Origin of the sequence: Acinetobacter sp. BHS4, from assembly GCF_018454425.1 — a bacterium.
GTDB classification, from domain to species: domain Bacteria; phylum Pseudomonadota; class Gammaproteobacteria; order Pseudomonadales; family Moraxellaceae; genus Acinetobacter; species Acinetobacter pittii.
The window spans coordinates 3147463-3173551 of record NZ_CP075323.1 but is presented as its reverse complement, the minus strand read 5'-3'; the positions used below and the strand labels follow the sequence as shown (position 1 = coordinate 3173551).

Below are 26089 nucleotides of genomic sequence, written 5' to 3'. Positions count from 1 at the left end.
TAGTAAATAGAGATTTAGATCTTGGTTTATTAACTTCTGTGATTTAAGTATCACGGTATTAAGCATGACCTGACGAAGGCATGTTTATTCATTAACAGATTGGCAAAATTGAGTCTGAAATAAATTGTTCACTCAAGAGTTTAGATTAAGCAATTAATCTAGATGAATTGAGAACTAGCAAATTAACTGAATCAAGCGTTTTGGTATATGAATTTAGATTGAAGCTGTACAGTGTTTAAATACACAGTACTCTAAACTGAAATGTTGAAGTTACTAACTTGTAGGTAACATCGACTGTTTGGGGTTGTATAGTCAAGTAATTAAGTGCATGTGGTGGATGCCTTGGCAGTCAGAGGCGATGAAAGACGTGATAGCCTGCGAAAAGCTCCGGGGAGGCGGCAAATATCCTTTGATCCGGAGATTTCTGAATGGGGGAACCCACCTACTTTAAGGTAGGTATTGCAACATGAATACATAGTGTTGCAAGGCGAACGAGGGGAAGTGAAACATCTCAGTACCCTTAGGAAAAGAAATCAATTGAGATTCCCTCAGTAGCGGCGAGCGAACGGGGATCAGCCCATTAAGTTATGTGTGTTTTAGTGGAACGCTCTGGGAAGTGCGAACGTAGAGGGTGATATTCCCGTACACGAAAGGGCACACATAATGATGACGAGTAGGGCGAGGCACGTGAAACCTTGTCTGAATATGGGGGGACCATCCTCCAAGGCTAAATACTCCTGACTGACCGATAGTGAACCAGTACCGTGAGGGAAAGGCGAAAAGAACCCCTGTGAGGGGAGTGAAATAGATCCTGAAACCGCATGCATACAAGCAGTGGGAGCACCTTCGTGGTGTGACTGCGTACCTTTTGTATAATGGGTCAGCGACTTATATTCAGTAGCGAGGTTAACCGTATAGGGGAGCCGTAGAGAAATCGAGTCTTAATAGGGCGTTTAGTTGCTGGGTATAGACCCGAAACCAGGCGATCTATCCATGAGCAGGTTGAAGGTTGGGTAACACTAACTGGAGGACCGAACCCACTGTCGTTGAAAAGCCAGGGGATGACTTGTGGATAGGGGTGAAAGGCTAATCAAGCCTGGTGATAGCTGGTTCTCCCCGAAAGCTATTTAGGTAGCGCCTCGGACGAATACCATAGGGGGTAGAGCACTGTTTCGGCTAGGGGGTCATCCCGACTTACCAAACCGATGCAAACTCCGAATACCTATGAGTACTATCCGGGAGACAGACTGCGGGTGCTAACGTCCGTAGTCAAGAGGAAAACAATCCAGACCGCCAGCTAAGGCCCCAAAATCATAGTTAAGTGGGAAACGATGTGGGAAGGCATAGACAGCTAGGAGGTTGGCTTAGAAGCAGCCACCCTTTAAAGAAAGCGTAATAGCTCACTAGTCGAGTCGGCCTGCGCGGAAGATGTAACGGGGCTAAAACTATGTGCCGAAGCTGCGGATTTGACATTAGTCAAGTGGTAGGGGAGCGTTCTGTAAGCCGATGAAGGTGTATTGAGAAGTATGCTGGAGGTATCAGAAGTGCGAATGCTGACGTGAGTAACGACAAAACGGGTGAAAAACCCGTTCGCCGAAAGACCAAGGGTTCCAGTCCAACGTTAATCGGGGCTGGGTGAGTCGACCCCTAAGGCGAGGCCGAAAGGCGTAGTCGATGGGAAATTGGTTAATATTCCAATACTTCTGTGTAATGCGATGAGAGGACGGAGAAGGTTAAGTCAGCCTGGCGTTGGTTGTCCAGGTGGAAGGATGTAGGTATGTATCTTAGGCAAATCCGGGGTACTCTATACTGAGATCCGATAGCAAGCTGTACTTGTACAGTGAAGTGGCTGATACCATGCTTCCAGGAAAAGTCTCTAAGCTTCAGTTACACAGGAATCGTACCCGAAACCGACACAGGTGGTCAGGTCGAGTAGACCAAGGCGCTTGAGAGAACTCTGCTGAAGGAACTAGGCAAAATGGTACCGTAACTTCGGGAGAAGGTACGCTGTTGTTGGTGATGGAACTTGCTTCCTGAGCTGACGACAGCCGCAGAAACCAGGCCGCTGCAACTGTTTATTAAAAACATAGCACTCTGCAAACACGAAAGTGGACGTATAGGGTGTGATGCCTGCCCGGTGCTGGAAGGTTAATTGATGGGGTTAGCGTAAGCGAAGCTCTTGATCGAAGCCCCAGTAAACGGCGGCCGTAACTATAACGGTCCTAAGGTAGCGAAATTCCTTGTCGGGTAAGTTCCGACCTGCACGAATGGCATAATGATGGCGGCGCTGTCTCCAGCAGAGGCTCAGTGAAATCGAAATCGCTGTGAAGATGCAGTGTACCCGCGGCTAGACGGAAAGACCCCGTGAACCTTTACTGCAGCTTGACACTGAACTTTGACCTTACTTGTGTAGGATAGGTGGGAGGCTTTGAAGTTGGAACGCTAGTTCCAATGGAGCCGTCCTTGAAATACCACCCTGGTAATGTTGAGGTTCTAACTCTGTCCCGTTATCCGGGACGAGGACCGTGTCTGGTGGGTAGTTTGACTGGGGCGGTCTCCTCCTAAAGAGTAACGGAGGAGTACGAAGGTGCGCTCAGCGTGGTCGGAAATCACGCGTAGAGTATAAAGGCAAAAGCGCGCTTAACTGCGAGACCCACAAGTCGAGCAGGTACGAAAGTAGGTCTTAGTGATCCGGTGGTTCTGTATGGAAGGGCCATCGCTCAACGGATAAAAGGTACTCTGGGGATAACAGGCTGATACCGCCCAAGAGTTCATATCGACGGCGGTGTTTGGCACCTCGATGTCGGCTCATCTCATCCTGGGGCTGAAGCAGGTCCCAAGGGTATGGCTGTTCGCCATTTAAAGAGGTACGCGAGCTGGGTTTAGAACGTCGTGAGACAGTTCGGTCCCTATCTACCGTGGGCGCTGGAAATTTGAGAGGATCTGCTCCTAGTACGAGAGGACCAGAGTGGACGAACCTCTGGTGTACCGGTTGTGACGCCAGTCGCATCGCCGGGTAGCTATGTTCGGAAGGGATAACCGCTGAAAGCATCTAAGCGGGAAGCCTACCTCAAGATAAGATTTCCCTAGGAATTTATTCCTCTAAAGAGCCGTTCGAGACTAGGACGTTGATAGGTTGGATGTGGAAGCATAGTGATATGTGAAGCTGACCAATACTAATTGCTCGTGAGGCTTGACTATACAACACCCAAGCAGTTGTATATGAAGCATCAATCGATTCATAAACATGCAAAGCAACTTGATTTAGTTAAACACTTAGCTAAAATGAACAACGAAAAATCAGATTCAATCAGCCCATCTGTAAAAATTTGGAAAACGCAACGTATCACACAGTGAATAAAACGAAGCAAGTATCCATAAACAGTTGTGCTGGCGACCATAGCAAGAGTGAACCACCTGATCCCTTCCCGAACTCAGAAGTGAAACCTCTTAGCGCTGATGGTAGTGTGGGGTTACCCATGTGAGAGTAAGTCATCGCCAGCTCATTATTACAAACACCCCCATTCGCAAGAATGGGGGTGTTTTTTTATGCCTAAAATATATGTGTGGGAAATAAATATAAAAATACTATAGTAAGCTATGACTTGAATCTTTAAATTTAATAGAAAAACTATACAACCGAAAAGTAATCAATTAGAAAAAATTAAAAGAGAACTAGCTCCTCTTAATCAACTTTTAATAACAAGATTTCGCGTCTGACATCATATGGGAATTATGTTTGATAGAATTAATTTAATAAGATTATTTTTATAATTGGAAAAATCTCTTTTTTCTTCTACAAATTTCAGTTGGATATGTATGACAAATAGAGACTATATGTTATAAATATTGAATAGGCATGATTTTTGCTTGTTTTATGGAAAATGAAAAATATGAAATTATCTGTTGGATTGAAAGTAGCGAATTCTCTATCGTTAACACCTCAATTGCAGCAGGCGATTCGTTTGTTACAACTCTCTAGTTTAGAGCTTGAACAGGAAATTCAGATTCAACTAGATAGTAATCCTTTACTTGAAAAAATAGAAGAAGAATCACTAACGGAGAGTCTGGCTGCATTAGAAAATAAAGAATCGGATGACTTAACGACTGAGCTAAATGCAGATCATTTGCCTGATGATTTACCTGTTGATACTGAGTGGGATGATGTGTATACCCATCAATCAACAGCTTTGGCTACTCCAGAATTTGAAGAGCGAGAGGATAATCGCCAAGTTCAATTATCGCTAAAGGAACATATTCTAGAACAAGTTAACCTTTTGCATTTTTCTAAAATAGATCAATTAATTGCTTATTGTATTGTTGATGCATTAGATGATAAGGGATTTTTAGATGCTGAAATTGAAGAAATAATTTTAGCGGCACAACAATTATTAAATGAAATGGATATTGAGGAAGAGATCGAAGAAGATGAGGTTTTAGTTGTTTTAAAACACATTCAACGACTTGATCCTTTAGGGATCGGTTCGCGTAATTTAGCGGAATGTTTAAAAATACAGCTAGAGTTTCTGCCCAAAGATGTTGAATATCTAAATGAGGCAAAAAATCTATTACAGTATTATGAGCTTTTGATAGCCAATGATCTTAATAAATTACTCAAACAAACTGGTTTAACGAAAGACCAATTAAAGTTTGCAATCAATCTTTTAAAAACGTTAAAACCTTATCCTGGTATGGATTTTGATAAGCAAGAATCTGATTATCAAATTCCCGATGTAGTAGTTTCAAAAAAAGATTTACATTGGCAGGTTCAGCTAAACCCAGATGTACTTCCTAAATTAAGAATTAATTCTTTTTACTCTAGTATGATTCGTAGAGCAGATCAGAGTGAGGATAATTTATATTTACGTAACCAGATGCTTGAGGCGAAAAACTTTATTAAAAGTATTGATGAAAGGCATAAAACGTTATTAAAAGTAGCTTCTTGTATCGTAGAGCATCAAAAAGCTTTTTTGGAAATAGGCCCGGAAGCGATGAAGCCGCTAGTTCTTCGAGACGTGGCAGAAGAAGTCGAATTGCATGAATCTACAGTTTCTCGTGTAACTACAAATAAATATATGCTTACGCCTCGTGGTCTATTTGAGTTGAAATATTTTTTCTCTAGCCATGTAGGAACAACAGCAGGGGGAGAGGCATCTTCCACCGCAATTCGGGCAATGATTAAGAAACTAGTCGCCAACGAAAATCCACGTAAGCCTTTGTCAGATAATGTAATTGCTACATTGTTAAAGGATGAGGGAATTGAAGTGGCTCGAAGAACGGTCGCAAAATATCGAGAATCGTTACATATTCCTTCGTCGTCTGAAAGAAAAGTCTTGATCTGAATTTTGAAGTATGGCTATTCTAGAGATTCATTATGACGAAATAATGAAATTTCATTTTCACCAAGAGAGTAACTAAAATGGTTTAATTGTTCTAAGTTTTCTTTTTGATAGCATTAAATCGTTTTAGTTCTTCTTTAGATAACCTAAAAAAGGTGAGGGATAGAATTATGCAAATAACGATTCGTGGACATCATTTAGCAATTACACCAGCTATAGAAGAAAATATTAAATCAAAATTTAATCAGTTAACAAAACACTTAGATCAGGTGAATAGTATGCAGATTAAATTAACAAAAGATCATCAAATTGATAAGCGCTCTCATAAAGGTAGTTCGAACCATGTTGCAGAGGCTATTGTAAGATTGCCGGGAATTGAGTTGTTTGCTCAGGCAACTGCTGATGATATGTATACTTCAATTAAAAAACTAACTGAAAAATTAAAAAAACAATTATTAAAATATCGGAAAATGCAGTGCACTTATTCGCAAGTTGCTGTTTCTATTTAATAAGTTTTATATAATTGAAAGAGGCTTGAAACATAGCCTCTTTTTTATTGATAAAATATAAACACGTACTGAATTCTTTGAAAAAGTTATAGTAAAATACTTCGTTTTACACCTTAGGTTGTGTCAGAGGTCTTTGCAATGAATAGTGAACAGCTCACTCAAATTTTAAAAGAAGCTTTCCCTGAAGCGGAAGTAGCGGTGAGCGGACAGGCCGGAAAATTTGACCTCCGTATTGTGGATGATCAATTTGACGGTAAGCGTACTGTTGCTCGCCAACAATTAGTTTATGCACCATTAAATACTTATATTGCAAGTGGCGAAGTTCACGCGGTAACAATTCGTGCAATGACCAAAGATGAATGGCGTAAAGCAAGCCTTTTCGGAGCTTAAATATTAATGGATAAATTTTTAATTACGGGTGGTGTTAAGCTCGACGGGGAAGTGCGCATTTCTGGTGCTAAAAATGCAGCTTTACCATTACTTGCTGCAACTATTCTTGCAGACTCTCCAATTACGATCACTAATGTTCCAAATCTTAAAGATGTAAATACTTTGGTCAAGTTGATTGGTGGTTTAGGGGTTACAATCGGCTATGAAAATGACACAGTAAAAGCTGATACCTCTACTTTAGATAATCAGTTTGCTCCTTATGAGCTAGTAAAAACAATGCGTGCCTCAATTTTGGTTTTAGGACCATTATTAGCGCGTTACGGTAATGCGAAAGTTTCTTTACCAGGTGGTTGTGCAATTGGATCACGTCCAGTTGATCAGCATTTAAAAGCCTTAGAAGCTTTAGGTGCACATATTGAAGTTGAAAATGGTTATGTCCATGCTTCAGTTGAAGGTCGTTTAAAAGGCGGCGAAGTTGTTTTTGATATGGTTACCGTAGGTGGTACTGAAAACATCTTGATGGCTGCTGCACTGGCTGATGGTGTTACGACTATTCGTAATGCAGCTCGTGAGCCTGAGATCACTGACCTTGCTCAAATGCTCATTAAAATGGGCGCTAAGATTGAAGGACTTGATACTGATACTCTTGTTGTAACTGGAGTAGAAAGTTTGCATGGCTGTGAATATGCTGTGGTAGCTGATCGTATCGAAACGGGATCTTATTTGGCAGCTGCGGCAATTACGGGCGGTCGTGTCAAAACTACACATACCGACCCTGCATTACTTGAATCTGTTTTGGATAAGTTTGAAGAAATGGGTGCAGAAGTCACTCGTGGTGATGACTGGATCGAGCTTGATATGTTAGGCAAACGCCCTAAAGCTGTAAGTTTTAGAACTTTGCCACATCCAGAGTTTCCAACAGATATGCAAGCTCAGCTTATGGCTGTAAATGCTATTGGTCGTGGATTTGCAACTATCTCTGAAACGATTTTTGAAAATCGTTTTATGCATGTTCCTGAATTGTCACGCATGGGTGCTAATATTCAGGTTGAAGGTCATGATGCTGTCGTGACTGGAGTAGAAACTTTACAGGCTGCACCTGTAATGGCAACAGATTTGCGTGCTTCGTTCTCTCTAGTTTTGGCAGCTTTAGTGGCAGAAGGAGATACTTTAATTGACCGTATCTACCATATTGACCGTGGTTATGAGCATGTCGAAGAGAAACTTCAAGGTTTAGGTGCCAAAATTAAGCGAGTAAGTTAATGAATGATGTAAGAAACGATGATCCTAATTTTGATGTGATGGGCAATTTTGATCATGGTTTGACCTTGGCACTCAGTAAAGGTCGTATCTTAAAAGAGACGTTACCTTTACTAGCTACAGCGGGTATTAATTTGCTCGAAGATCCGGAAAAGTCCCGCAAACTGATTTTTCCTACTACGCATAAGCAAGTACGTATTTTGATTTTACGTGCATCTGATGTGCCTACCTATGTAGAAAATGGCGCAGCAGATTTAGGTGTAGCAGGCAAAGATGTGTTGATGGAACATGGCGCTCAGCATGTATATGAGCTACTTGACCTGAAAATCGCTAAGTGTAAATTAATGACTGCTGGTAAAGTGGGAATGGAACGTCCAAAAGGCCGTTTAAAAATTGCCACGAAATACGTCAATCTTACACGTCAGTATTATGCAAGCTTAGGTGAGCAAGTCGATGTGATCAAACTCTATGGTTCTATGGAGTTAGCGCCTTTGGTGGGTTTGGGTGATTACATTGTCGATGTGGTCGACACTGGTAATACGCTAAGAGCGAATGGTCTTGAGCCATTAGAGGAAATTTGCAAAGTTTCTTCACGTTTAATTGTAAATAAAGCTAGTTTTAAACGTAAGCAAACTCTATTAAATCCAATCATTTCACAGCTTGAGCAAGCCGTTCAATCACGTTAAAAGCAATTTCCCATCATGCTTTTGTGATAGTTGCTTCAGATGATGCCCACAAGCGCTTAGAAAAAGAGTAAACTTGGTTTTTCTTTTTCGCCTTGTGGGTAAATTGATGCGACGTTTATCGACTCAAGATCAGAACTTCAAACAGGTTTTTGCTGAGCTTTTAGCATTTGAAACTGTAAATGATCTTAATTTAGTGCAAACAGTAGATCAAATTATTGCCGATGTTCGTCAGCATGGTGATGATCATGTTTTAAAGCTTACTCAACAGTTCGATCGACATCCTGCGCATCAATTTTCAGATTTAGAATTATCTCAACAACAACTTAAAACTGCTTTTGATAATTTAAGCCCAGAAATTCGTGATGCTCTAGAGTTAGCTGCAAAGCGTATTCGTTCATTTCATGAAGCTCAGAAACAAGAGAGCTGGACTTATATAGATGATTTGGGTAATACATTAGGACAAAAAGTCACACCTCTAGACCGTGTGGGTATTTATGTACCAGGTGGTTTAGCCTCTTATCCGTCTTCAGTTTTAATGAATGCAGTGCCAGCCCATGTTGCTGGTGTACCTGAAATTATTATGGTTGTTCCTGCACCAAACGGTGAACTAAATCCATTGGTTCTAGCTGCGGCTTACCTTGCAGGAGTGAGTCGAGTATTCACTATTGGGGGAGCTCAAGCTGTAGCAGCGCTTGCTTATGGTACTCAGACTATTCCACCTGTAGATAAAATTACTGGCCCTGGAAATCGTTTTGTGGCGGCTGCCAAACGCGCTGTATTCGGTCAGGTTGGTATTGATATGATTGCTGGACCTTCTGAAATTTTAGTATATGCAGAAGGTGAAAATAATGCAGATTGGTTAGCTATGGATGTTTTATCTCAGGCTGAACATGACACAGTTGCTCAAGCTATTTTCATTACTCCTGATGAAGCTTTGCTTAATGCGGTAGAGTTGGCAATTGAAAACCATTTAAATGAATTGCCAAAGGCAGACATTGCGAGAACTTCGATTGAAAACCGTGGTGCTTTGGTATTAGTAAAGGACCGTGCAGAAGCAATTGATTTGATTAATCAAGTTGCACCAGAACATTTGGAACTTTGCTTAGATGATGCCGAGGCTATGAGTGAAGATATTCGCCATGCTGGAGCAATTTTCATGGGGCGCTATACACCTGAAGCAATTGGTGACTATTGTGCAGGTCCAAACCATGTATTACCGACCTCTGGAACTGCTCGTTTTTCTTCTCCATTAGGTGTTTATGATTTCCAAAAACGTTCAAGCTTAATCATGTGTTCGAAAGATGGAGTCAAATCGTTAGCCAAAACAGCCGACATCTTAGCTGTCCAAGAGAACTTAGATGCCCATGCATGCTCAGCTCGCTATCGTTATCAATAAGCTTATAAACCTTGTAGTTTTTTAATTATTACTCAGGGCTGATTTTCAGCCCTTTTTTGAGATAAGACCATGACTTTATCTACAGCACAAATGCGCTTTTGGAGTCCAGAAGTTCGTGAGTTAGAGCCGTACGTTCCTGGCGAACAGCCTAAAATTCAGAATTTATTGAAACTCAACACAAATGAAAATCCATATCCGCCATCACCAAAAGTAGTTGAAGCAGTTCAAGCTGTTTTAACTCATCAAGCTGATGCATTGCGTTTATATCCAGACCCAGATGCTACGGCATTAAAACATGCGATTGCTAAGCAACAAAATATTGAAGTTTCGCAAGTTTTTGTTGGTAATGGCTCAGATGAAGTACTTGCTCATATTTTTAAAGCATTTTTTCTTCAAGATGAACCAATTCTTTATCCAGATATCACTTATAGCTTTTATCCAGTTTATAGTCAGTTTTTTGGTACAAAGACTAAAGAAATCCCACTCAATGATAATTTTGAGATAGAAGTTAAAGATTATGTGCAACCAAATGGTGGGGTTATTATTACAAACCCTAATGCTCCAACAAGTATTGCACTAGGTTTACCAGAAATCGAACAAATTTTAAAAGCGAATCCAGATCGGGTGGTTGTCATTGATGAGGCTTATGTTGATTTCGGTGCAGAATCAGCAGTGAGTTTAGTAAATCGCTATGAGAATCTGGTTGTGTGTCAAACAACTTCAAAATCTCGCTCTCTTGCAGGTTTACGCGTTGGCTTCGCGATTGCTCAGTCTCATTTAATTGCTGCACTTGAAGCTGTCAAAAATAGTTTTAACTCATATCCTATTGACCGTTTTGCAATTGCAGCAGCGGTAGCCTCTTTTGAAGATCAAACTTATTTTGAAGAACAATGTCAAAAAGTTATTTCTAGTCGTGAAAAGCTAGTAGATGAATTAACTGCTTTGGGCTTTAAAGTTTTACCTTCTAAAGCAAACTTTATTTTTGCTTCACATCCATCGCATGATGCAGGTCAGCTTGCACAGCAATTACGTGATCAGGGCATTATTGTGCGCTATTTCAATAAGCCTCGTATTAATCAATTCTTGCGAATTACTGTAGGAACTGATGAGCAAAATGAACGTTTAGTACAGACATTAAAAGAAGATATTCTCTAAATTTTACTCTGCTGTGCTGTTCATCAAGTTCAGCATAGCAGAGACTTTATCAAGACTTTCTTGATATTCTGCTTCTGCATTTGATGCAATTGTAATACCACCACCTGCCCATAAAGAAAGCTGATTCTGATATTGTTGAAAACTACGGATGAGAATATTCCAGCGGCCTGTTCCGTCAAAATTGAAATAGCCCAATGTGCCGCAATATGCACCTCTTGCTGATTCCTCTAACTCTTCAATGATCTGCATTGCCCGAATTTTGGGAGCTCCTGTGATTGAACCTCCTGGTAAGGCAGAGAGCAGCATTTGCATGGGATTAATATCATCTTTAAGGGTCGCAACGATCTCGCTTACCATGTGATGTACTTGATTAAAACTTTCAATCTCGAATAATTTTGTTGTTTTTACAGATCCTGTATTGGCATAAATGCTCAAATCATTACGTAATAAATCGACAATCATCACGTTTTCTGCTTGGTCTTTTTGAGAGTTTTTTAAGGTTTGTTTAGAAATAAAATCTTTTTCTGCATTCTCATAGCGAGGCATTGTGCCTTTAATAGGTCTAGTTTTAATTTGTTTATTTTGATTGAACTCAATGAAAAGCTCGGGAGAGCAACTTAATAATTCAAAATCATCTAATTTTAAATAACCTGCATATGGAGCATTTGTAAGTTGCCATAAATCTTTAGCTTTATTTAATAAGGATCCTGAAAATTTAGCTTTAAACTCTTGGGTTAAATTAATTTGATAGCAATCTCCAGCCTTAATATATTCTTGTATTTTATAGAAAGCATCGAAATATTGTTTTTTAGACCATCTTGGTTGAATAGTGGTTTTTAATTCAAATGTATTTTTAGAGTTGTTGGAACCAAAATTCTCTATTTTATTTTCAATATATGAGAATAGATCAATTGCATTTTCTTCATCACTAAAAAAATACCAATCATTATCTATATATTTTAAAAAAGATCGATATTGGCCTAGGAATAGAGAAGGTTGTATATGATTTTGTCCATTAATAAATTGATGTGCACTGAAATCATAGCTGATAAAACCAATATAACCACCCATAAAACTTGTTATTGATTCAATATTTTTATTTAAATTATTTTCTTTAAATTGAATGAAATCTAAAAGTTGATTTGATTTTGATCTATTTTTATATTCATTGAAATTTTGGCGCTCAAACTCTAAATAATTTTCATTTTGAATAATAATATAATATTGTGGAAGAAATCCAATAGTTGGGTTGTTATTGTCATTTAAATAAATAAGCCCAGTTAAACCATCTAATTTTTTTAAAATATCGGCAGCATTTTTACTATATAAAGAGATTTTTTTCTTTAACTGAGACATTTTTAAATAAAAGAGTGTTTAATGAGAGAGTAGTTAGTTTACTATAAGTTGTACTTCATCAGGAGAAAGTCTTTTAAGTACTAAACTTTTTGCTGATAAAATGAACGAAATTTTAACTAAGAATTTATTGTTTTTAGCAAGGTTTATGTAGAAAAACTTGAGTGTACCGTTTGTCGGGTAGTTGGCAAAAAATGCACAACACTAGTTGAACAAAAATTAACGTAGATGTAATTTAGTAATTGCTAAGCAAAACCGCTCAAGGATTGGAAGTTTCGGTTGCCATATAAAGAAAAATGCAATTTGAGACAATGAGAGTGGTTAAGTCAAAAAATAAATGCTCTTGGGAGAGTGCTCAATGAAAATGTTCACTAAACTTGCTTTAGTTTCTTCTTTAGCTATCAGCGCAAATGCAATGGCAATGCAGTCAATGGACGATGCTGCGCTTAGTGCTGCTACAGGTCAAGATGGTATTAATATCGGTATTGCTTTAGGTACTGACGGTATTAATATCAGTAAACTATATTTACATGATAATGATGGTTTGGGTACTGCAACAGGAATTGTAGGTGCATCAGGTACTGCGGGTGCGATCGCAATTAATGGTATCACTCTTAAACAAACAGGTACTGATCCACTTTTAAATTTAGCAATTGACACGAATGGTGCTTCTGGTACTAACGGTGCTTTCTTAAACGTTGCGGCAACGGTTGGTGCTGTTGATGTGCATGTTGGCTCAATTGGTGTGGGTACTTCTGGTACTGTAAATGAAACTACAGCAACTCGTGGTATCACTGAAACAGCGCCAACAGAAATCATTACTGGTTTAGATTTGTCTTTAGGTAAAATTACTGCAAATATCCAGTTAGGTGCCGCTCCTCAAGGTGCAATGATTAAAGTGAATTCAAGTTTGCAGGGTGGCTTAAATATCTCTAATCTTGGTATTAAAGATGCTGCTGGCGGTGGTACCATCAAACTTGACAAAATCATGGTACGTGGCGCTAATGCTACAGGTGATCTAGATGTAAATGCTGGTATTTCTGTAAAAACAACAGGACTAGAAATTAAAAACAACAGTACTCAAGCAATGAATGTATATTTACAAGGTGTACATTTGGGTACAGCTGCTTCAATTGGCGATGTCGAAGTTCAAGGCTTAAATGTTGCTAACTCTACAATTACAATTTCTGGACACTAATTTTAAAAGTCAAAAAACAAAAGCGCGTTTAATACGCGCTTTTTTTATTAAATGAAAAAAGAGGTTTTAATATAGTTGTTTAATTTAAAATTATTATATGAATATTATATATCTAGATAAGAAATTAATCGAAGTGAGAATTAATTAACAATTTAAATAGAGTAAAACTATACATTCATCAAAAAGATTAAAAAAAAGCTGTTTTTTACAGAAAAAAAAGGTATCTTCAACACACAGGGATGTAGAGCTATTGCTCTAAGAATAAAATGAATAAGGCCAGTTAGGCCACCAGTTAGACCAAGTGCTTATGTTAGAGATTGCTTTAGGCTCGGCATTGATATATTACTTTGCGACAGAAGCCTTCGAAATAGAAAAAAAGCCACCGGGAACTGTTTATTATACAGAAACCGCCGATTCACGTAATTTATCTTTTCGCCGTAGTCATATTGAACCAGTCACGATTAAACCAGCTGTAGAAGATCAGTTCAGAGGTATTGTTCGTCAAGCTTATGACTATAGTTGTGGTTCAGCTGCTCTTACTACACTTTTAAATGGTTATGTGGGGACGAGTTTGACTGAACAGCAGACCATGAGTGGTCTACTACAGTACGGCGAATATCAACGTATTATTGAGCGTCGAAGTTTCTCATTACTTGATATGAAGCGTTTCGTTACTGCAATTGGTTTAGAGAGTGGCGGTTATCGGGGAGAGTTTTCTGATTTAGTTAAACTTGGTCAACCTGCAATCGTTCCTATTTCATATGCTGGTTTTAAACATTTCGTCGTATATAAAGCTTATAAAGATGGAAGAGTATATGTAGCTGATCCTGCTTTAGGAAATATCAGCTTTGATGAAAATCGTTTTAAAGAAATCTGGGACAATAATACTTTATTTGTTATTTCTGTTCCTGAATCTCAGCGTAAAGATCTATTAGCATTAAAAGAAGCTGATATGCGTCATGTAGAAGATGCAACAGTCAATCGGTATGCTTTTGTTGATGTGCAGTATCCAACATTTAATTATGACCGTTTAGCAAACAAAGCTTCAACGATGCGTCGCGTCTTGGATAATGATAACCATTCTCCAACATATAATCAGCCGATAGAAACTTATATGCGTCTTTATTACAAGCGTAAATAGTCAAATTTTAATTTAGTAAAATAAATAGATTGGGTGGGAAGAAATATGAATAATCGATGGATGAAGATGAGTGTGTTGGCATTAAGTTTAATTGCCATTACAGATACACTTTATGCAGATGATCAAGTTGCAGAAGCGAGTACACAAAATAGTGTAGCTGTTCCTGAGGTGAGTACAAAGCCAGAAGTAATGCCAACAACAAATTCAGTGCAAGAACAGAAAACAGCTCCGACCACAGAGGGGGGAATCACTGAATCTGCACCTACATCAGCTACTCCAGAAGCAAATCAAGCAGCTACTGCTTTACAGAAAAAAGAAGGTGATGCGAGTCAAGAAACAAATTTACAAGAAGTATTTACTTCAAATGAGCGTCAATACTCATTAATTAAAAAAGGGGTTATATCTTCTTATTATGACCTTGATTATACATATTATCGTGATACTCGAATTGACTTAGCTTTATCGGATAATTCTTCTCAACTCAATCGTTTACGTGTAGAAGAAGATGCAAACCATACTTTAACAAATAGTTTTACTTTTCAATATGGTGTACTTGATAACTTAACTCTTTCAGCAACTTTACCTTTTGTTGCAAAGTCTGAAATTATTAAAGATAAAACTACTGCTGGTTTGGGTGATATTGCTTTGGGTGCTCGTTGGGAGCCATTTCCTTTAAAGCAAGGACGTTTACCATTAGTTCTTTTTGGTAGCCTATCCACCAAAACGGGTGATAGTCCGTATGAGATAGGCTTAGATGAGCTCTCTACGGGTAAAGGTTATTACTCTGTAGGAGTAGGAGCAAGTACTCGTAAGTATATCGATCCCGTCGTTTTATTCGCTTCCGCATCTGCTAATTATGGTTTTAAAGAATCTGGTTTAGATCAACAGCGAGGGGGAGGAAAAAATGGGACGAGAACTTTAACCTCATTTGATCCTGGCATTAGCGGTGGTTTTTCTTTCGGTTTTGCTTACTCATTTAACTATGACGTTTCATTAACAATGTCCTATCAGCAAAGTTTTAACATGAATGCTGAATTTGAATTTGATAATGGCAACGAATCTTACACTTCACCAGATCAAAGTAGTGCGATGCTCTCATTTGCTCTAGGTGTACGTGTATCACCTGAAACGATTGTCAATGGTACGGTGGGTATTGGTTTAACAGAAGATGCACCAGATATTTCGCTTGGTCTATCTTTCCCTTTAGATATTTTAGGTTTTGGCAAAAAGCAAAAATAAGGAGATATTAAGGTGAAATATCCTAAACTATGTCCTTTAACCGCGGCAATTGTTATCTCCGGTTTCTCTAGCTTTGCCAATGCTCAATTAGGACAAAACCTAGCTGTTGATATTCGATCACTCTCGATGGGAAATGCGGTGACAGCAGATCCTCCAGGGATTAGTGCAGTTCACTTTAACCCAGCGGCTTTAGCAAAAATTGATGGCTTGCAGACAGATGTACAAGGAATTTTAGCGAACTTTGATATTCAAAGAGAATATTCCGCACCACCTGGATATAACGTTTTTGGTTATTCAGATGACCCTATTGTGTGTAATGATGGGCCAGAGGTTTCCGTTGGTATATGTACCGATTTCAAAGGACCTGTACGTGGTGATGTGGAATATGCCAGCTTATATGTACCCATTCTTAAAAAAATGGTTGATTTAGGTGCCGGCTATCCATTAGTTGCACCTACAGCTGGTATAGCTTATAAGCCTCCAGGCTCAAAAGTCACTTATGCAACAGCAATGTATGCACCATTAGTTGCAGGTTTTGGTGCGGAAAATGGTAACCCAAGTAATTATATGGGCCAACAAGTTGCTGTAGAGCGTATTACATATTTATCTCCGTCTTTTGGTTATCAGGTAAATGACCATTTATCAATTGGTGCTTCAGTGGGTATGTCCTATAATGCGATAGCCCTAAACACAGACTTACGTTTCCCTAATGAAATGATTGGTGTACTAAGGATGGTTGATGAAGTAGTTTGTAGACCATTTAAAAATAATAAGGAATTTTTTACAGATCTAATATTATTAGGTATTTGTAATACTCAAGAAGGAATGAATCCATTTAACAAAATGGGTGCGCTACAGGTTTCATTAGAGCAATCATTGAGTCCTAGCTATAACTTGGGGTTGCTTTGGGAACCAACTGATGATTTTAGTTTCGGTATGGTCTATCAAAGTTCAGCTAAAATGCGACTGAAAGGTAAGTACCTAATAGATAATGCAAAAGCTCCACAGCAGCTTATTGCTGGACTTAACTCATCAACTACTGGTAGCGTTGCCTCAGCAGTCTTACAGTTACCTGGATATATCCCCAATATAGAGTCTGGTTTAGTAGCAATGGATTTGGAATACCCTGCCCATTTTCAAGCAGGTATTAAATATAAATTACTACCAGATTTACAAGTGAATTTTGATGTAGGTTGGACAGACTATTCCGCATGGGATAAATTTAAATTTGAATTTGATCGCCAAATTTCACTACTTCAAGTGGCGAGAATTCTATCTAATGAGGTAACTCCACAGTCTTTAGCATTGCCATTAAAGTTTACTTCACCTTGGAGTTGGGGGATTGGGCTAGAATATTCTGCTACAGATCGGTTGAAATTGCGTGCTGGTTATGAACCACGTGCTAGTGCTATCCCTGATGATAAACGTAATACAATGGTCCCGATTAATAATGCACAATTGTTTGGTCTGGGAGTTGGATATCGTTTCGATACCGATACGGATTTAGATCTTTCAGTTGGTTTCTTACGCAGTCGAGACAACATACCAGCCTGTACAAGTACTTTATCTAATAAATGCGGTGTCGATAATATCTTATTAAACCCTTATGCTGGTTTAGATGTTAAAACAAATACTAAAGTTACAGTGCTTGGTTTGAGTTATAGAACAAAATGGTAAGACAATATAAATGGATGTTTCGCCCTAAACTTGCTGTCTCAATATTAAGTATTGTGATGGCAAGTATTTCTTTATCTTATGCAGATGGTTTTTATACGATTATAGGTCCAGATGGTCGTCCTATGATCGTACCTAGTAAAAATATTGAGCAAAAAAAAGAGTCTACTTCTAAAATAGAAATAAATCCTCAAAATTCACTTAATGAGGCTGTGATTATCCCAGATCCAATAATTATTAAAGAGAAAGAGTACAGAGATTTACCGAAAAAAATAGAACAGCAAAAACAAAAGAAATTAAATACTGCACCGACTGCACCGACTGCACCGACTGCACCGACTGCACCGACTGCACCGACTGCACCGACTGCACCCAAAGATACTAGCGAAAGTGCTATAAGTGTTAGCGAATTAAGTATCCCTGTGAAGAAAACGAAATCTCTTGAAACAGAAAAATCCCAATCAGTTCCTAATGATGAATGGAAGAAAAAGCTTACTTTAGTTCCACCACCAATAAGAAGTTCTTCTCAAGCTCCATCCTCGTCAGACTCTTTAAAAGATAAGTCTAAGTTTACAACTATTGATGGTGTGGATTATGTAAATAGTGAATTTCTTGAAGATCAAGAATTCAATATAGAGGGTAAAAAACGGTTTTATCTTATGCCGGATGGCCTAGGGCGAACTGAATCAATAGAACGGAAAAAAGGTGTTAGTCGGTCAACGTTAGATCAGCTTTTTAATCGACACTCTCAAGATGAGCAAACCGCTGTTGTATTAGCTTCAACATATATGCGCTTATCCTCAGAAGAATTAGAGAGGGCTTTTGAACAAGATAAATGTTTTGTTAAAGGTTATACCAAATCAATTAAGACCCTTAGTATAAATAAAGAAGTAAATTTGTGGCCGCGGAAGCCATTAAAAGAAAAATTTGAATATGAGGTCGTCAAACTAGATCCTTCTGTTCAAAATTTAAAGTTTCTATCATTTGCTGCTAGCAATGAAAAACCCTTATATTACTGGCCTTTAGTCATTTTTTTGGATGATAAAGGCTGTATCTTAGAGGGTGTAAGTGGATTCAAAAGCAGATCTTATCCTTCTACGATATTACAGCATGCATCGATTCAAGGTGTTTTAAAAGTACCACCTTCAGCAAAATATATCATGATGACCCCTTTATCCTCTGCGGTAGATGTTGAAGAAAAAGAGTTAACAAATCAGGGACAAATTCAAATTTCGGTATTACGTTAAAAAATAAGTAGGATAGCTAATGAATAAAAAAGTTTTCTGGCCTTTTGCAGTGACTACTCTAGCACTGATGTTAAATGGTTGTGGTGGTGGTGGTTCCAATATTAATGAAGATCCAAACTCGGTTGGTAATGATGGAGACCTAACTTCTGGTAGTTGTAAACCAAGTGTAAGCGGTAACTCGAGTAGAGATTCAAATTGCTTTGAGTTTGCATTGGATTATCCTGTTGCAGGAGTTAATTTTGATTGTAGTACGGCCATAGGACAGCATTTTGTCACTACACTTTCAGAGGGATTGGTTACGGGGACTTGTAAAGTTGGTGATACTGCACGTTTTTATTTACAAGGTAAAAGTGATAAACAGATTTTCTTGGGCAGTGTGAAACTAGATACAATAGGAAAATATACAGCTTTTGTGAATAATGGAACTAAAAAAACATCACTACCCGTGTATTTAAGGCTATTAGATTTGGCAAGTGGGATCACAGGTAAAACTCCTGCCAATTTAGAAGATAAAAATGATGAAACAATTAAAGTTGCAATTGCTTTGGTGAGGGTATTCCAAAGTATTGGTTTTGAAAAAGGTGATAATCTGATTGGAGATATACAACCAACAGAAATCACAGAGGAGAAAAAAGATCTGCTTACTAAGCTCTCACAAAATATAACGACAGCAGACTTTCAAAGTGGTGCTTATGCAAGCCTTTTAAAACCTTGGCTAGATATCAGTCCAATTTCAGATGATCAGGCATATAAATTAGTAGTGCAAACAACTAATTTAAGTAATGCCGGAACTTATGAAGCGACAGATATTCTTAAAGCCTTTTTATTCAGGGGGTGTAACCTCAACTCTTACGATAATTGCGAAGCAAGTACTTCTACTAACTTACGGCAAAGTGTAAATTCAATGTATTTATTGGCAGACCGTCAAGGTTATACATTAGGATATGGATTACAATGGAATGGGGTAAAAAAAGATTTAACGGATCCTTTAAATCTTTTAAGGAATGTTAAACCAGTCAAAATGAATGTTAAGGCACAAAATACTTGGCTTCATCCGATCAGCAGAGAAATCCAATCAACTACACCTCTTCTTTTAAGTTTATCGGATAATCCAAATGAAGATTTACAAATTTATCAAGGCAAATTATTTAATGACTATGCTATTGCTGGAAATGAGTTTGTATATAAAAGCTTGACGAATCTTAATACTGGAAATCCGAAACATTATGGTCGTTGGAAGCAAAATCTGAGTGGAGAAAACTATAACGGGGGAGTAGATATTTATAAAGGGAATAAGATTAGTTTCTTAGAAAGTAGTGTTTTTAAAACTGCAGGTAATGTTAAAACTGGAGAAAATTATATTTTTCCACTCTATGCAACTTTAACTTTTAATTTTGAGCAAACAGGCGCCCAACCTGTAAATTTAGGTATTGTTATTGATGAGCATGGCGATATCCGAACTGATATTAAGCCAAATTCCACAAACACTGATATGTCAGGTCAATGTGCTACAGTCACTGCTAATAACTTGATTGATAGTTTGGGTGTGCAACAATACCGTATTGGTACAACTGCTGTGACTTTAAATAATCCGGCAAGATCTGATCGCTCAGTCTATATACGTATGATTTTAGCAAATCCAAAATTTGGGAATATTGATGGTGCGATGATTGGATTGACATACATCGGACCATCCGCAGGAACTGCAAAATTGAATCTATTTAATTTGCTCGCAAATAAAGTAGATAGTAATAGTATTGATCTTAATAATGGTGAGATAGTAAAGAAGCCAGCTAGTTGGTATAACGCTCATGCAGCTACACAAGCAAGTTATAATGCGCTTGAGAACGTAACTCCAACTGATGAAGAAAAGGCATTAGCAGAACGTATTATTGGCACAGTAACAATGAAACTAGCGGATCAATCTATTCCAGCTTGTAAAGCAATTAAAACTAAGTCTTAACATATTAAACAAATAAAAAAAGACCGCTTAGCGGTCTTTTTTTATTATCTAATTGATTAACCCGTATGATCTAAACGCGTACCCAAAGTTTCAAGATGTGTTGGGAATACTTGTTTTTTACGATCTTCAAAATAATGTCTTAATGTATGTTCGACGCTAGGGAAGGCAAGCTCACCCCATGGAATTTCGTGTTCTTCAAACAGACGACTCTCGATGCTTTCTTCACCGGCACCAAAAATGCCATCTTTCAGCTGTGCTTTGAAAAGAACATAAATTTGACCAATACGCGGAATATTGTACATACAATAAAGTTGTTCTATTTCTATCTCGGCTTCTGCTTCTTCACGAGTTTCACGTGCTGCACCTTGTTCCATGGTTTCGAACAATTCCATATAACCAGCAGGTAATGTCCATAAGCCATAACGAGGTTCAATCGCACGACGACAAAGTAATACTTTGTCTTCCCATAACGCTAAGGCACCGCAGATTACTTTGGGGTTTTCATAATGAATATTTCCACAATGAGTACAAACACGGCGTACTTTATGATCACCTAAAGGAATTTTTTGTTCGGTTTTATGCCCACACGCTACACAGAAACTCATAATTATCATCGAGTATAGAGATGCCTCAGCATAACTGAATTTTTAGACTTACGCATCAACTCTATTCCCTAACTTTGATTTTCAGATATGATGCAAAGAGAGACAAAATAATAGGTGAATGGTATGGAAGAGCACTTGCTAACACAAAAGTTACAGCAAAGATTGCGCTTTTCCACCCGCATACAAGAAGCACAAGCTGCAGTACTCATTGCCATTACGAATGAGAATGATCCTAAGGTACTGCTTACACGCCGTTCAATACATATGAACAACCATGCGGGGGAAGTTTCTTTTCCAGGTGGAAAGCGTGACCCTAGTGATACCAGTAATATTGTGGTGGCCTTAAGAGAAGCTCAGGAAGAGACAGCTTTAAACCCTTTTGATGTGCAGTTACTCGGCGATTTGCCAATGCAACGTGCAAGAAGTGGGCTGTCTGTAAAACCGATCGTTGGGCTTATTCCTCCTGAGGTCACTTTAATACCTCAGCCTACCGAAATTGATCGAATTTTCTTTGTCCCGTTACAGCAGCTTATCGAGACGCGTCCGACACCCTATGAAGTTCGGTATGCTCATCAGTCTTTATATTTCCCAAGCTTACAGATTGATAATGAAATTATCTGGGGTTTAACTGCTCGTATGTTGGTTGCTCTGTTTAAATATGGATTGGGTTATCAAAAAGATTGGCCATTTTTACTTAACTCACCAACCTTTGGAATGCCAAAGTTTTCTCATAAAAAATAAAGATCAGGATTGATAAATTATGATGTATAGCTATCAAGGACAGCACCCAAAAGCATTACATGAGCCATGGGATGGCTGGGTTGCTCCAACTGCAACACTTATTGGGCAAGTGGAATTAGGTCGTCAGGTCAGTATTTGGTTTGGTGCAGTAGTTCGTGCTGATAACTGTGTAGTCCGAATTGGTGATTTCTCTAATATTCAAGAAAACTCTGTCTTACATACCGATGCTGGACTTGAGCTAAATATTGGTGAATACGTTACAGTCGGTCATAAAGTCATGCTGCATGGTTGTACGATTGGTGATAATAGTTTGATTGGTATGAACGCCGTAATTTTAAATCGGGCTGTAATCGGTAAAAATTGTATTATTGGTGCTAATGCTTTAATTCCTGAAGGGAAAGTAATTCCAGATAACTCAGTGGTGATGGGCTCACCTGGTAAAATTGTCAAAACATTAGATGAAGATGGCGCGGCCAAAATACGATTGAGTGCACTACATTATGCTGAACACTTTAAGAACTATGCAGATTTGAAAGAGTTCAACTTTTAAAATTTTTAATAAGTTATTTTCTATGCCAAGCACAAGCTTGGTATTTTTATTTAGAGAGAGAACAACTCGCCTATCAGAGCCGAGTGGGGTATCATAACCTTCGTTTTTAATCTGATTTAATACTAAGGTTGTGCATGAAATTGCTGGCGTTGGAAACTGCAAATGAGCAGTGTTCTATTTCATTAGTCGATGAAACCCAAGAACTGTTTTTTCAACTCGATAAGCGGGCGAAAGCACAAACCCAGACCATTTTGCCTATGATTGAGCAGGGGCTACAACAAACAGGTCTTGAAGTTGCTGGTTTGGATGCGATTGCCTTTAGCCGTGGGCCAGGTTCTTTTAGTGGTGTTCGAATTAATGCTGCTGTTGCTCAGGCTTTAGCTTGGTCACAAGATTTACCAGTAATTCCCGTTTCTACATTGCAAGCTTTAGCACAAGCGGCATACCGACTTGAAGGTTTGGAGCAGGTGACTGCGGTGCTCGATGCACGTATGAATGAAGTTTACATTGCAAGTTTTGTTCTAGATGAACAAGGAATTATGCAGTGTATTGATGAAGAAAAATTAATGAGCTATGAGCCAGCAGCTGCTTATGCAAAACATTGCTTAATTGGTTCGGGCGCCAAGCTACTTCAAGTTGATGCAGAGCATCAAACAATCACTGCAACTGCACAGGATATTGCTTCTATTGCACGTGTTTATGCAGCGCAAAAGCAGTGGGTTGATGCTGAACATGCTTTGCCAGTTTATTTACGTGATGATGCATGGAAAAAAATAGCGGATCAGGGTAAAGCAAAATAAAGGCAGTACTCATGCATATATATTTTGAACAAGATTTTCAAGAACAAGCACAGCACTACCAAGCTGTGCTTTGTTCTAGAGGTGTGACTGTCGATTTACAGCCAATTGAAAAGCTGAATGCACGGTTTTTACGCTTCAATCCTGAAATTGCCCTTTGTGTAGATGAAAACGGACTTTGGTTATCTGCTAATGGCATGAAAATGCAGCCTGACTGGAAAGCTGAAATTCCACGTTTAAAACGTGCAAGTCTTAAATCGGAAATGATTGCTCGTGCTTGTCAGTTAGGTGAAAAACCGGTACTGGTTGATGCTACAGCGGGTTTAGGCCATGACAGCTTACTTATGGCTTATCTAGGTGCCCAAATCCAGCTCGTTGAGCGCCATCCGATTTTATTTACTTTACTTGAAGATTCAAAAGCTCAGGCGGCACATGATCCATTTTTAAGTCAATTTATGGATCGTATTCAACTGATCTTTGCTGACTCTGGAAGCTATTTACAGCAATTATATCAAGAAGCAAAAACGGTTGATGTAGTCTATCTTGACCCGATGTTCCCACAGCGCGACCAGAATCAACAAGCAATAAAAAAACAAGCTCAGGTCAAAAAACAAATGCAGCTTTTACATCTTCTTTTACCTGAAGACGGTGAGATGGATTTGGGGGATAATTTGCTAGTTTTGGCACAGAGAGTTGCTAAACGTGTAGTCGTTAAGCGGCCACGCCATGCTATTTTCTTGGCAAATCAAGAGCCAGCTCATCAATGGCAAGGGGATGCTTGTCGTTTTGATGCGTATTTTCAGTAGGCTTATGTAAGGTTAGGTTTTATTGCTTGAATAATGCACAAATATATGTGATATAGTTCAAAAGCATGATTGCTAAAATTCTTAGCAGGCATACACTTAAGATGCCTGTCAAAAACGAAATTTTTGAAAACCTTTTATGATTGATCTTAAACCCTCCATTAACTTTTGGCATGATTTTAAAAGCAACCAAATTGCCGGAATGTGGCTGTTTTTGGGGTCAAGACGTTCTTTACAGATTGTACATCCATCTATTCTTCAGCTTATTGTTTGGGGAATTTTAGGAGGATGTACCAACTCTCTTTATAGCTGGCTTGTAGCTGGTCAAATCGGTGATTTTAATTCACAAGGTTTAATTGGTTATGCACTTTGGCCATTCATTGCCTTAATTGTCGGTATTTTCTTATCACAGCGAACTAACCAACCTCGTTTAATGCTAGTTCCTGCTTTACTTTGGCTAGTTCTAGATACAAATATCTTATTAATTCAATGTTTAATCCAGTATTTGGGGTCTAACGGTTATCTCAACTTTATTCCCGATGCTATTTATAACGGAATTTTACCGAGTTTATTTGTAGCTTTATTTGTATGGCAAAGTTTAGCCGTAATTTGGGTTTTCTCACGTGAGCTTAAGTGGCCATGGTGGGAACGTGCACTGGTTATGGTTGCGACTATTGCAACGATGGTGGTTTGGCAACTTTCTGTAAAAGATCAACCGATTTGGAAGGTAGAAGATACGGCTCCAACGTTTGCTGAAGATGCTTTTTATGCACAAAGTAAACTATTAAATGATTCTTTAGAGCAAGTTCAATATGGTGAGCTCGCCAAAAGCCATTGGTATTTTTTAGGTGTTGCTGGTGATAGTTATCAAGATGTTTTTAAATCGGAAGTGGTCCGTATTAAAGAACAGTTTGATACACGTTTCGGAACGATTGGACGTTCGATGATGCTGGTTAATAATCCAGATACCCGCACAGAAATTCCGATTGCCTCTAAAACCAGTATCGAGTTAGCCCTACGCCGCATGGGCCAGCAAATGAACCGTGATAGTGATGTACTATTTTTATATATGACTTCACACGGTGAACAAAATCACTTCGAAATTGAAAATGCGCCATTAGATTTAGGGCAAGTGGACCCGAAATGGTTGCGAGAAACACTGGACAAATCCGGTATTCGCTGGCGTGTAATTGTGATCTCAGCCTGTTATTCAGGAAGCTTTATTCCTGCTTTACAGTCTCCTGATACCTTAATTATTACTGCATCGGCTGCTGATAAAACTTCTTTTGGGTGTAATAACGAAGCTGACTATACCTATTTTGGTCGAGCTTTCTTTGATTTGGCTATGCGAGAGCAATCGTCGATGAAAGATTCGTTTAACACAGCTAAGCAAACGGTAACCAAATGGGAAGTGGCTCAAGGTGTTGAACCTTCGGAACCTCAGTGGATGATCGGTAAAAATATGGAACTTATGCTACCTCAATTGGAAAAGTATCTATTTCCTCAGCAAAATACGGGTAGTGTAGATATTGCTCAAACAAAAACAGAGGCTAAAAACGATGCAACTCCTGCAAAAAAACCGCTGCTTTGAGGGTGAGCAGCGCATATACCAATTTGAATCTTCTTATTTAAAAGGACCAGCGAAGTTTGGTGTTTATTTACCACCAGCAGCTTTGGAAGGTAAAGCTTGCTCAACTTTGTTTTACTTAGCTGGGTTAACGTGTACTGAAGAAACTTTTGCCATAAAAGCACATGCTCAGCATATGGCAGCACAACTTAGTCTTATACTGATTACACCTGATACTTCTCCACGTGGCGAACAGGTTGCGGCAGGGGATCATTGGGATATAGGTCAAGGCGCAGGCTTTTATATTAATGCCACAGAAGCACCTTGGTCTGAGCATTATCAAATGGAGAGCTATTTAATTGATGAGCTATATCCACTCATTTTAAAAAGCTTTTCTGTAAACGCTCAACAAGTCGGTATCTTTGGGCACTCAATGCAATGTTTTTTTGAAAATATGGAAAATATTTTAGTTTGTT

At 38.7% G+C, this 26089-nt stretch carries 21 protein-coding genes, 2 rRNA genes and 1 pseudogene; 22 read left to right on the top strand and 2 right to left on the bottom strand.

Annotated features, from left to right (window positions below; translation table 11 throughout):
- The first annotated feature begins 310 nt into the window (after nt 1-310).
- The 10 genes from KIP84_RS15255 to hisC all read left to right on the top strand — a co-directional run bounded on the left by KIP84_RS15255 (nt 311) and on the right by hisC (nt 10735).
- Nucleotides 311-3201: ribosomal RNA gene (locus KIP84_RS15255) — 23S ribosomal RNA — on the top strand.
- A 21-nt stretch (nt 3202-3222) separates the two neighbouring features.
- On the top strand, nt 3223-3357 hold the full coding sequence (locus KIP84_RS18935) for a hypothetical protein (RefSeq protein ID WP_017481231.1): 135 nt from the start codon (nt 3223-3225) through the stop codon (nt 3355-3357).
- 32 nt (nt 3358-3389) lie between these two features.
- Nucleotides 3390-3504: ribosomal RNA gene (gene rrf / locus KIP84_RS15250) — 5S ribosomal RNA — on the top strand.
- Between the two features lie 389 nt (nt 3505-3893).
- Nucleotides 3894-5342, top strand: coding sequence for an RNA polymerase factor sigma-54 (locus KIP84_RS15245; protein ID WP_016803219.1), 1449 nt, complete (start codon nt 3894-3896; stop codon nt 5340-5342).
- 167 nt (nt 5343-5509) lie between these two features.
- The gene (gene raiA / locus KIP84_RS15240; RefSeq protein WP_005071251.1) at nt 5510-5848 is read left to right on the top strand and encodes a ribosome-associated translation inhibitor RaiA; all 339 of its coding nucleotides are present in this window, start codon (nt 5510-5512) and stop codon (nt 5846-5848) included.
- 138 nt (nt 5849-5986) lie between these two features.
- Nucleotides 5987-6238 (top strand): BolA family iron metabolism protein IbaG, encoded by a 252-nt coding sequence (gene ibaG, locus KIP84_RS15235; RefSeq protein WP_002115399.1) that lies wholly within the window; start codon nt 5987-5989, stop codon nt 6236-6238.
- Nucleotides 6239-6244: 6 nt separating this feature from the next.
- Entirely contained in the window at nt 6245-7501 is a 1257-nt protein-coding gene (gene murA, locus KIP84_RS15230; protein ID WP_002115380.1) for a UDP-N-acetylglucosamine 1-carboxyvinyltransferase, read from the top strand.
- Nucleotides 7501-8184, top strand: a complete 684-nt coding sequence (gene hisG, locus KIP84_RS15225) for an ATP phosphoribosyltransferase (RefSeq protein WP_005071248.1) — start codon at nt 7501-7503, stop codon at nt 8182-8184. Before murA ends, hisG begins: the two co-directional genes overlap by 1 nt.
- Before the next feature lie 106 nt (nt 8185-8290).
- Nucleotides 8291-9580, top strand: coding sequence for a histidinol dehydrogenase (gene hisD / locus KIP84_RS15220; RefSeq protein WP_213688846.1), 1290 nt, complete (start codon nt 8291-8293; stop codon nt 9578-9580).
- A gap of 69 nt (nt 9581-9649) precedes the next feature.
- The gene (gene hisC, locus KIP84_RS15215; protein ID WP_213688845.1) at nt 9650-10735 is read left to right on the top strand and encodes a histidinol-phosphate transaminase; all 1086 of its coding nucleotides are present in this window, start codon (nt 9650-9652) and stop codon (nt 10733-10735) included.
- 3 nt (nt 10736-10738) lie between these two features.
- Here hisC and KIP84_RS15210 read toward each other — a convergent pair whose 3' ends face one another.
- Nucleotides 10739-12091, bottom strand: coding sequence for an anthranilate synthase component I family protein (locus KIP84_RS15210; RefSeq protein ID WP_213688844.1), 1353 nt, complete (start codon nt 12089-12091; stop codon nt 10739-10741).
- A gap of 355 nt (nt 12092-12446) precedes the next feature.
- Between KIP84_RS15210 and KIP84_RS15205 the strand changes: the two genes are divergently transcribed.
- The 6 genes from KIP84_RS15205 to KIP84_RS15180 all read left to right on the top strand — a co-directional run bounded on the left by KIP84_RS15205 (nt 12447) and on the right by KIP84_RS15180 (nt 20550).
- Complete coding sequence (locus tag KIP84_RS15205; protein WP_060466201.1) at nt 12447-13286, top strand: DUF6160 family protein; 840 nt, start codon at nt 12447-12449, stop codon at nt 13284-13286.
- Nucleotides 13287-13593: 307 nt separating this feature from the next.
- Nucleotides 13594-14427 carry a C39 family peptidase gene (locus KIP84_RS15200; protein WP_060466200.1) on the top strand — a complete coding sequence of 278 codons (834 nt, stop codon included), beginning with the start codon at nt 13594-13596 and terminating at the stop codon, nt 14425-14427.
- Between the two features lie 45 nt (nt 14428-14472).
- A complete protein-coding gene (locus KIP84_RS15195; protein ID WP_213688843.1) occupies nt 14473-15666 on the top strand; it encodes a hypothetical protein in 1194 nt (397 codons plus the stop codon).
- A 12-nt stretch (nt 15667-15678) separates the two neighbouring features.
- Entirely contained in the window at nt 15679-17343 is a 1665-nt protein-coding gene (locus KIP84_RS15190; protein WP_213688842.1) for an outer membrane protein transport protein, read from the top strand.
- Nucleotides 17337-18587 carry a putative pilus assembly protein FilE gene (gene filE, locus KIP84_RS15185; protein ID WP_213688841.1) on the top strand — a complete coding sequence of 417 codons (1251 nt, stop codon included), beginning with the start codon at nt 17337-17339 and terminating at the stop codon, nt 18585-18587. Before KIP84_RS15190 ends, filE begins: the two co-directional genes overlap by 7 nt.
- A gap of 19 nt (nt 18588-18606) precedes the next feature.
- Nucleotides 18607-20550 carry a protein FilF gene (locus tag KIP84_RS15180; protein ID WP_213688840.1) on the top strand — a complete coding sequence of 648 codons (1944 nt, stop codon included), beginning with the start codon at nt 18607-18609 and terminating at the stop codon, nt 20548-20550.
- Nucleotides 20551-20606: 56 nt separating this feature from the next.
- Here the strand turns inward: KIP84_RS15180 and KIP84_RS15175 are convergent, their stop codons facing one another.
- Nucleotides 20607-21155 carry an NUDIX hydrolase gene (locus KIP84_RS15175; protein WP_002115876.1) on the bottom strand — a complete coding sequence of 183 codons (549 nt, stop codon included), beginning with the start codon at nt 21153-21155 and terminating at the stop codon, nt 20607-20609.
- A 114-nt stretch (nt 21156-21269) separates the two neighbouring features.
- Here KIP84_RS15175 and KIP84_RS15170 point away from each other — a divergent pair, with 114 nt between their 5' ends.
- The 6 genes and pseudogenes from KIP84_RS15170 to KIP84_RS15145 form a co-directional block, all read left to right on the top strand.
- Entirely contained in the window at nt 21270-21896 is a 627-nt protein-coding gene (locus KIP84_RS15170; RefSeq protein ID WP_014208431.1) for a CoA pyrophosphatase, read from the top strand.
- Nucleotides 21897-21918: 22 nt separating this feature from the next.
- Nucleotides 21919-22446, top strand: coding sequence for a gamma carbonic anhydrase family protein (locus KIP84_RS15165; protein ID WP_104080176.1), 528 nt, complete (start codon nt 21919-21921; stop codon nt 22444-22446).
- Between the two features lie 134 nt (nt 22447-22580).
- A complete protein-coding gene (gene tsaB / locus KIP84_RS15160; protein ID WP_213688839.1) occupies nt 22581-23246 on the top strand; it encodes a tRNA (adenosine(37)-N6)-threonylcarbamoyltransferase complex dimerization subunit type 1 TsaB in 666 nt (221 codons plus the stop codon).
- 11 nt (nt 23247-23257) lie between these two features.
- A complete protein-coding gene (locus tag KIP84_RS15155) occupies nt 23258-24049 on the top strand; it encodes a class I SAM-dependent methyltransferase (RefSeq protein WP_213688838.1) in 792 nt (263 codons plus the stop codon).
- A 136-nt stretch (nt 24050-24185) separates the two neighbouring features.
- Entirely contained in the window at nt 24186-25637 is a 1452-nt protein-coding gene (locus tag KIP84_RS15150) for a C13 family peptidase (protein WP_032004344.1), read from the top strand.
- Nucleotides 25606-26049 (top strand): annotated as a pseudogene (locus KIP84_RS15145) (alpha/beta hydrolase-fold protein); the annotation flags it as partial. The gene KIP84_RS15150 and the pseudogene KIP84_RS15145, both read left to right, overlap by 32 nt.
- Nucleotides 26050-26089: the final 40 nt, after the last annotated feature.

Bases quoted from the DNA above. Each gene is read 5' to 3' on its own strand.
- hisD (WP_213688846.1), top strand. From the start codon at position 8,291: ATGCGACGTTTATCGACTCAAGATCAGAACTTCAAACAGGTTTTTGCT.
- KIP84_RS15155 (WP_213688838.1), top strand. From the start codon at position 23,258: ATGCATATATATTTTGAACAAGATTTTCAAGAACAAGCACAGCACTAC.
- tsaB (WP_213688839.1), top strand. From the start codon at position 22,581: ATGAAATTGCTGGCGTTGGAAACTGCAAATGAGCAGTGTTCTATTTCA.
- filE (WP_213688841.1), top strand. From the start codon at position 17,337: ATGGTAAGACAATATAAATGGATGTTTCGCCCTAAACTTGCTGTCTCA.
- KIP84_RS15245 (WP_016803219.1), top strand. From the start codon at position 3,894: ATGAAATTATCTGTTGGATTGAAAGTAGCGAATTCTCTATCGTTAACA.
- KIP84_RS15195 (WP_213688843.1), top strand. From the start codon at position 14,473: ATGAATAATCGATGGATGAAGATGAGTGTGTTGGCATTAAGTTTAATT.
- KIP84_RS15210 (WP_213688844.1), bottom strand. From the start codon at position 12,091: ATGTCTCAGTTAAAGAAAAAAATCTCTTTATATAGTAAAAATGCTGCC.
- hisC (WP_213688845.1), top strand. From the start codon at position 9,650: ATGACTTTATCTACAGCACAAATGCGCTTTTGGAGTCCAGAAGTTCGT.
- KIP84_RS15150 (WP_032004344.1), top strand. From the start codon at position 24,186: ATGATTGATCTTAAACCCTCCATTAACTTTTGGCATGATTTTAAAAGC.
- KIP84_RS18935 (WP_017481231.1), top strand. From the start codon at position 3,223: ATGAAGCATCAATCGATTCATAAACATGCAAAGCAACTTGATTTAGTT.
- hisG (WP_005071248.1), top strand. From the start codon at position 7,501: ATGAATGATGTAAGAAACGATGATCCTAATTTTGATGTGATGGGCAAT.
- KIP84_RS15165 (WP_104080176.1), top strand. From the start codon at position 21,919: ATGTATAGCTATCAAGGACAGCACCCAAAAGCATTACATGAGCCATGG.
- ibaG (WP_002115399.1), top strand. From the start codon at position 5,987: ATGAATAGTGAACAGCTCACTCAAATTTTAAAAGAAGCTTTCCCTGAA.
- KIP84_RS15205 (WP_060466201.1), top strand. From the start codon at position 12,447: ATGAAAATGTTCACTAAACTTGCTTTAGTTTCTTCTTTAGCTATCAGC.
- KIP84_RS15175 (WP_002115876.1), bottom strand. From the start codon at position 21,155: ATGAGTTTCTGTGTAGCGTGTGGGCATAAAACCGAACAAAAAATTCCT.
- KIP84_RS15200 (WP_060466200.1), top strand. From the start codon at position 13,594: ATGTTAGAGATTGCTTTAGGCTCGGCATTGATATATTACTTTGCGACA.
- murA (WP_002115380.1), top strand. From the start codon at position 6,245: ATGGATAAATTTTTAATTACGGGTGGTGTTAAGCTCGACGGGGAAGTG.
- raiA (WP_005071251.1), top strand. From the start codon at position 5,510: ATGCAAATAACGATTCGTGGACATCATTTAGCAATTACACCAGCTATA.
- KIP84_RS15180 (WP_213688840.1), top strand. From the start codon at position 18,607: ATGAATAAAAAAGTTTTCTGGCCTTTTGCAGTGACTACTCTAGCACTG.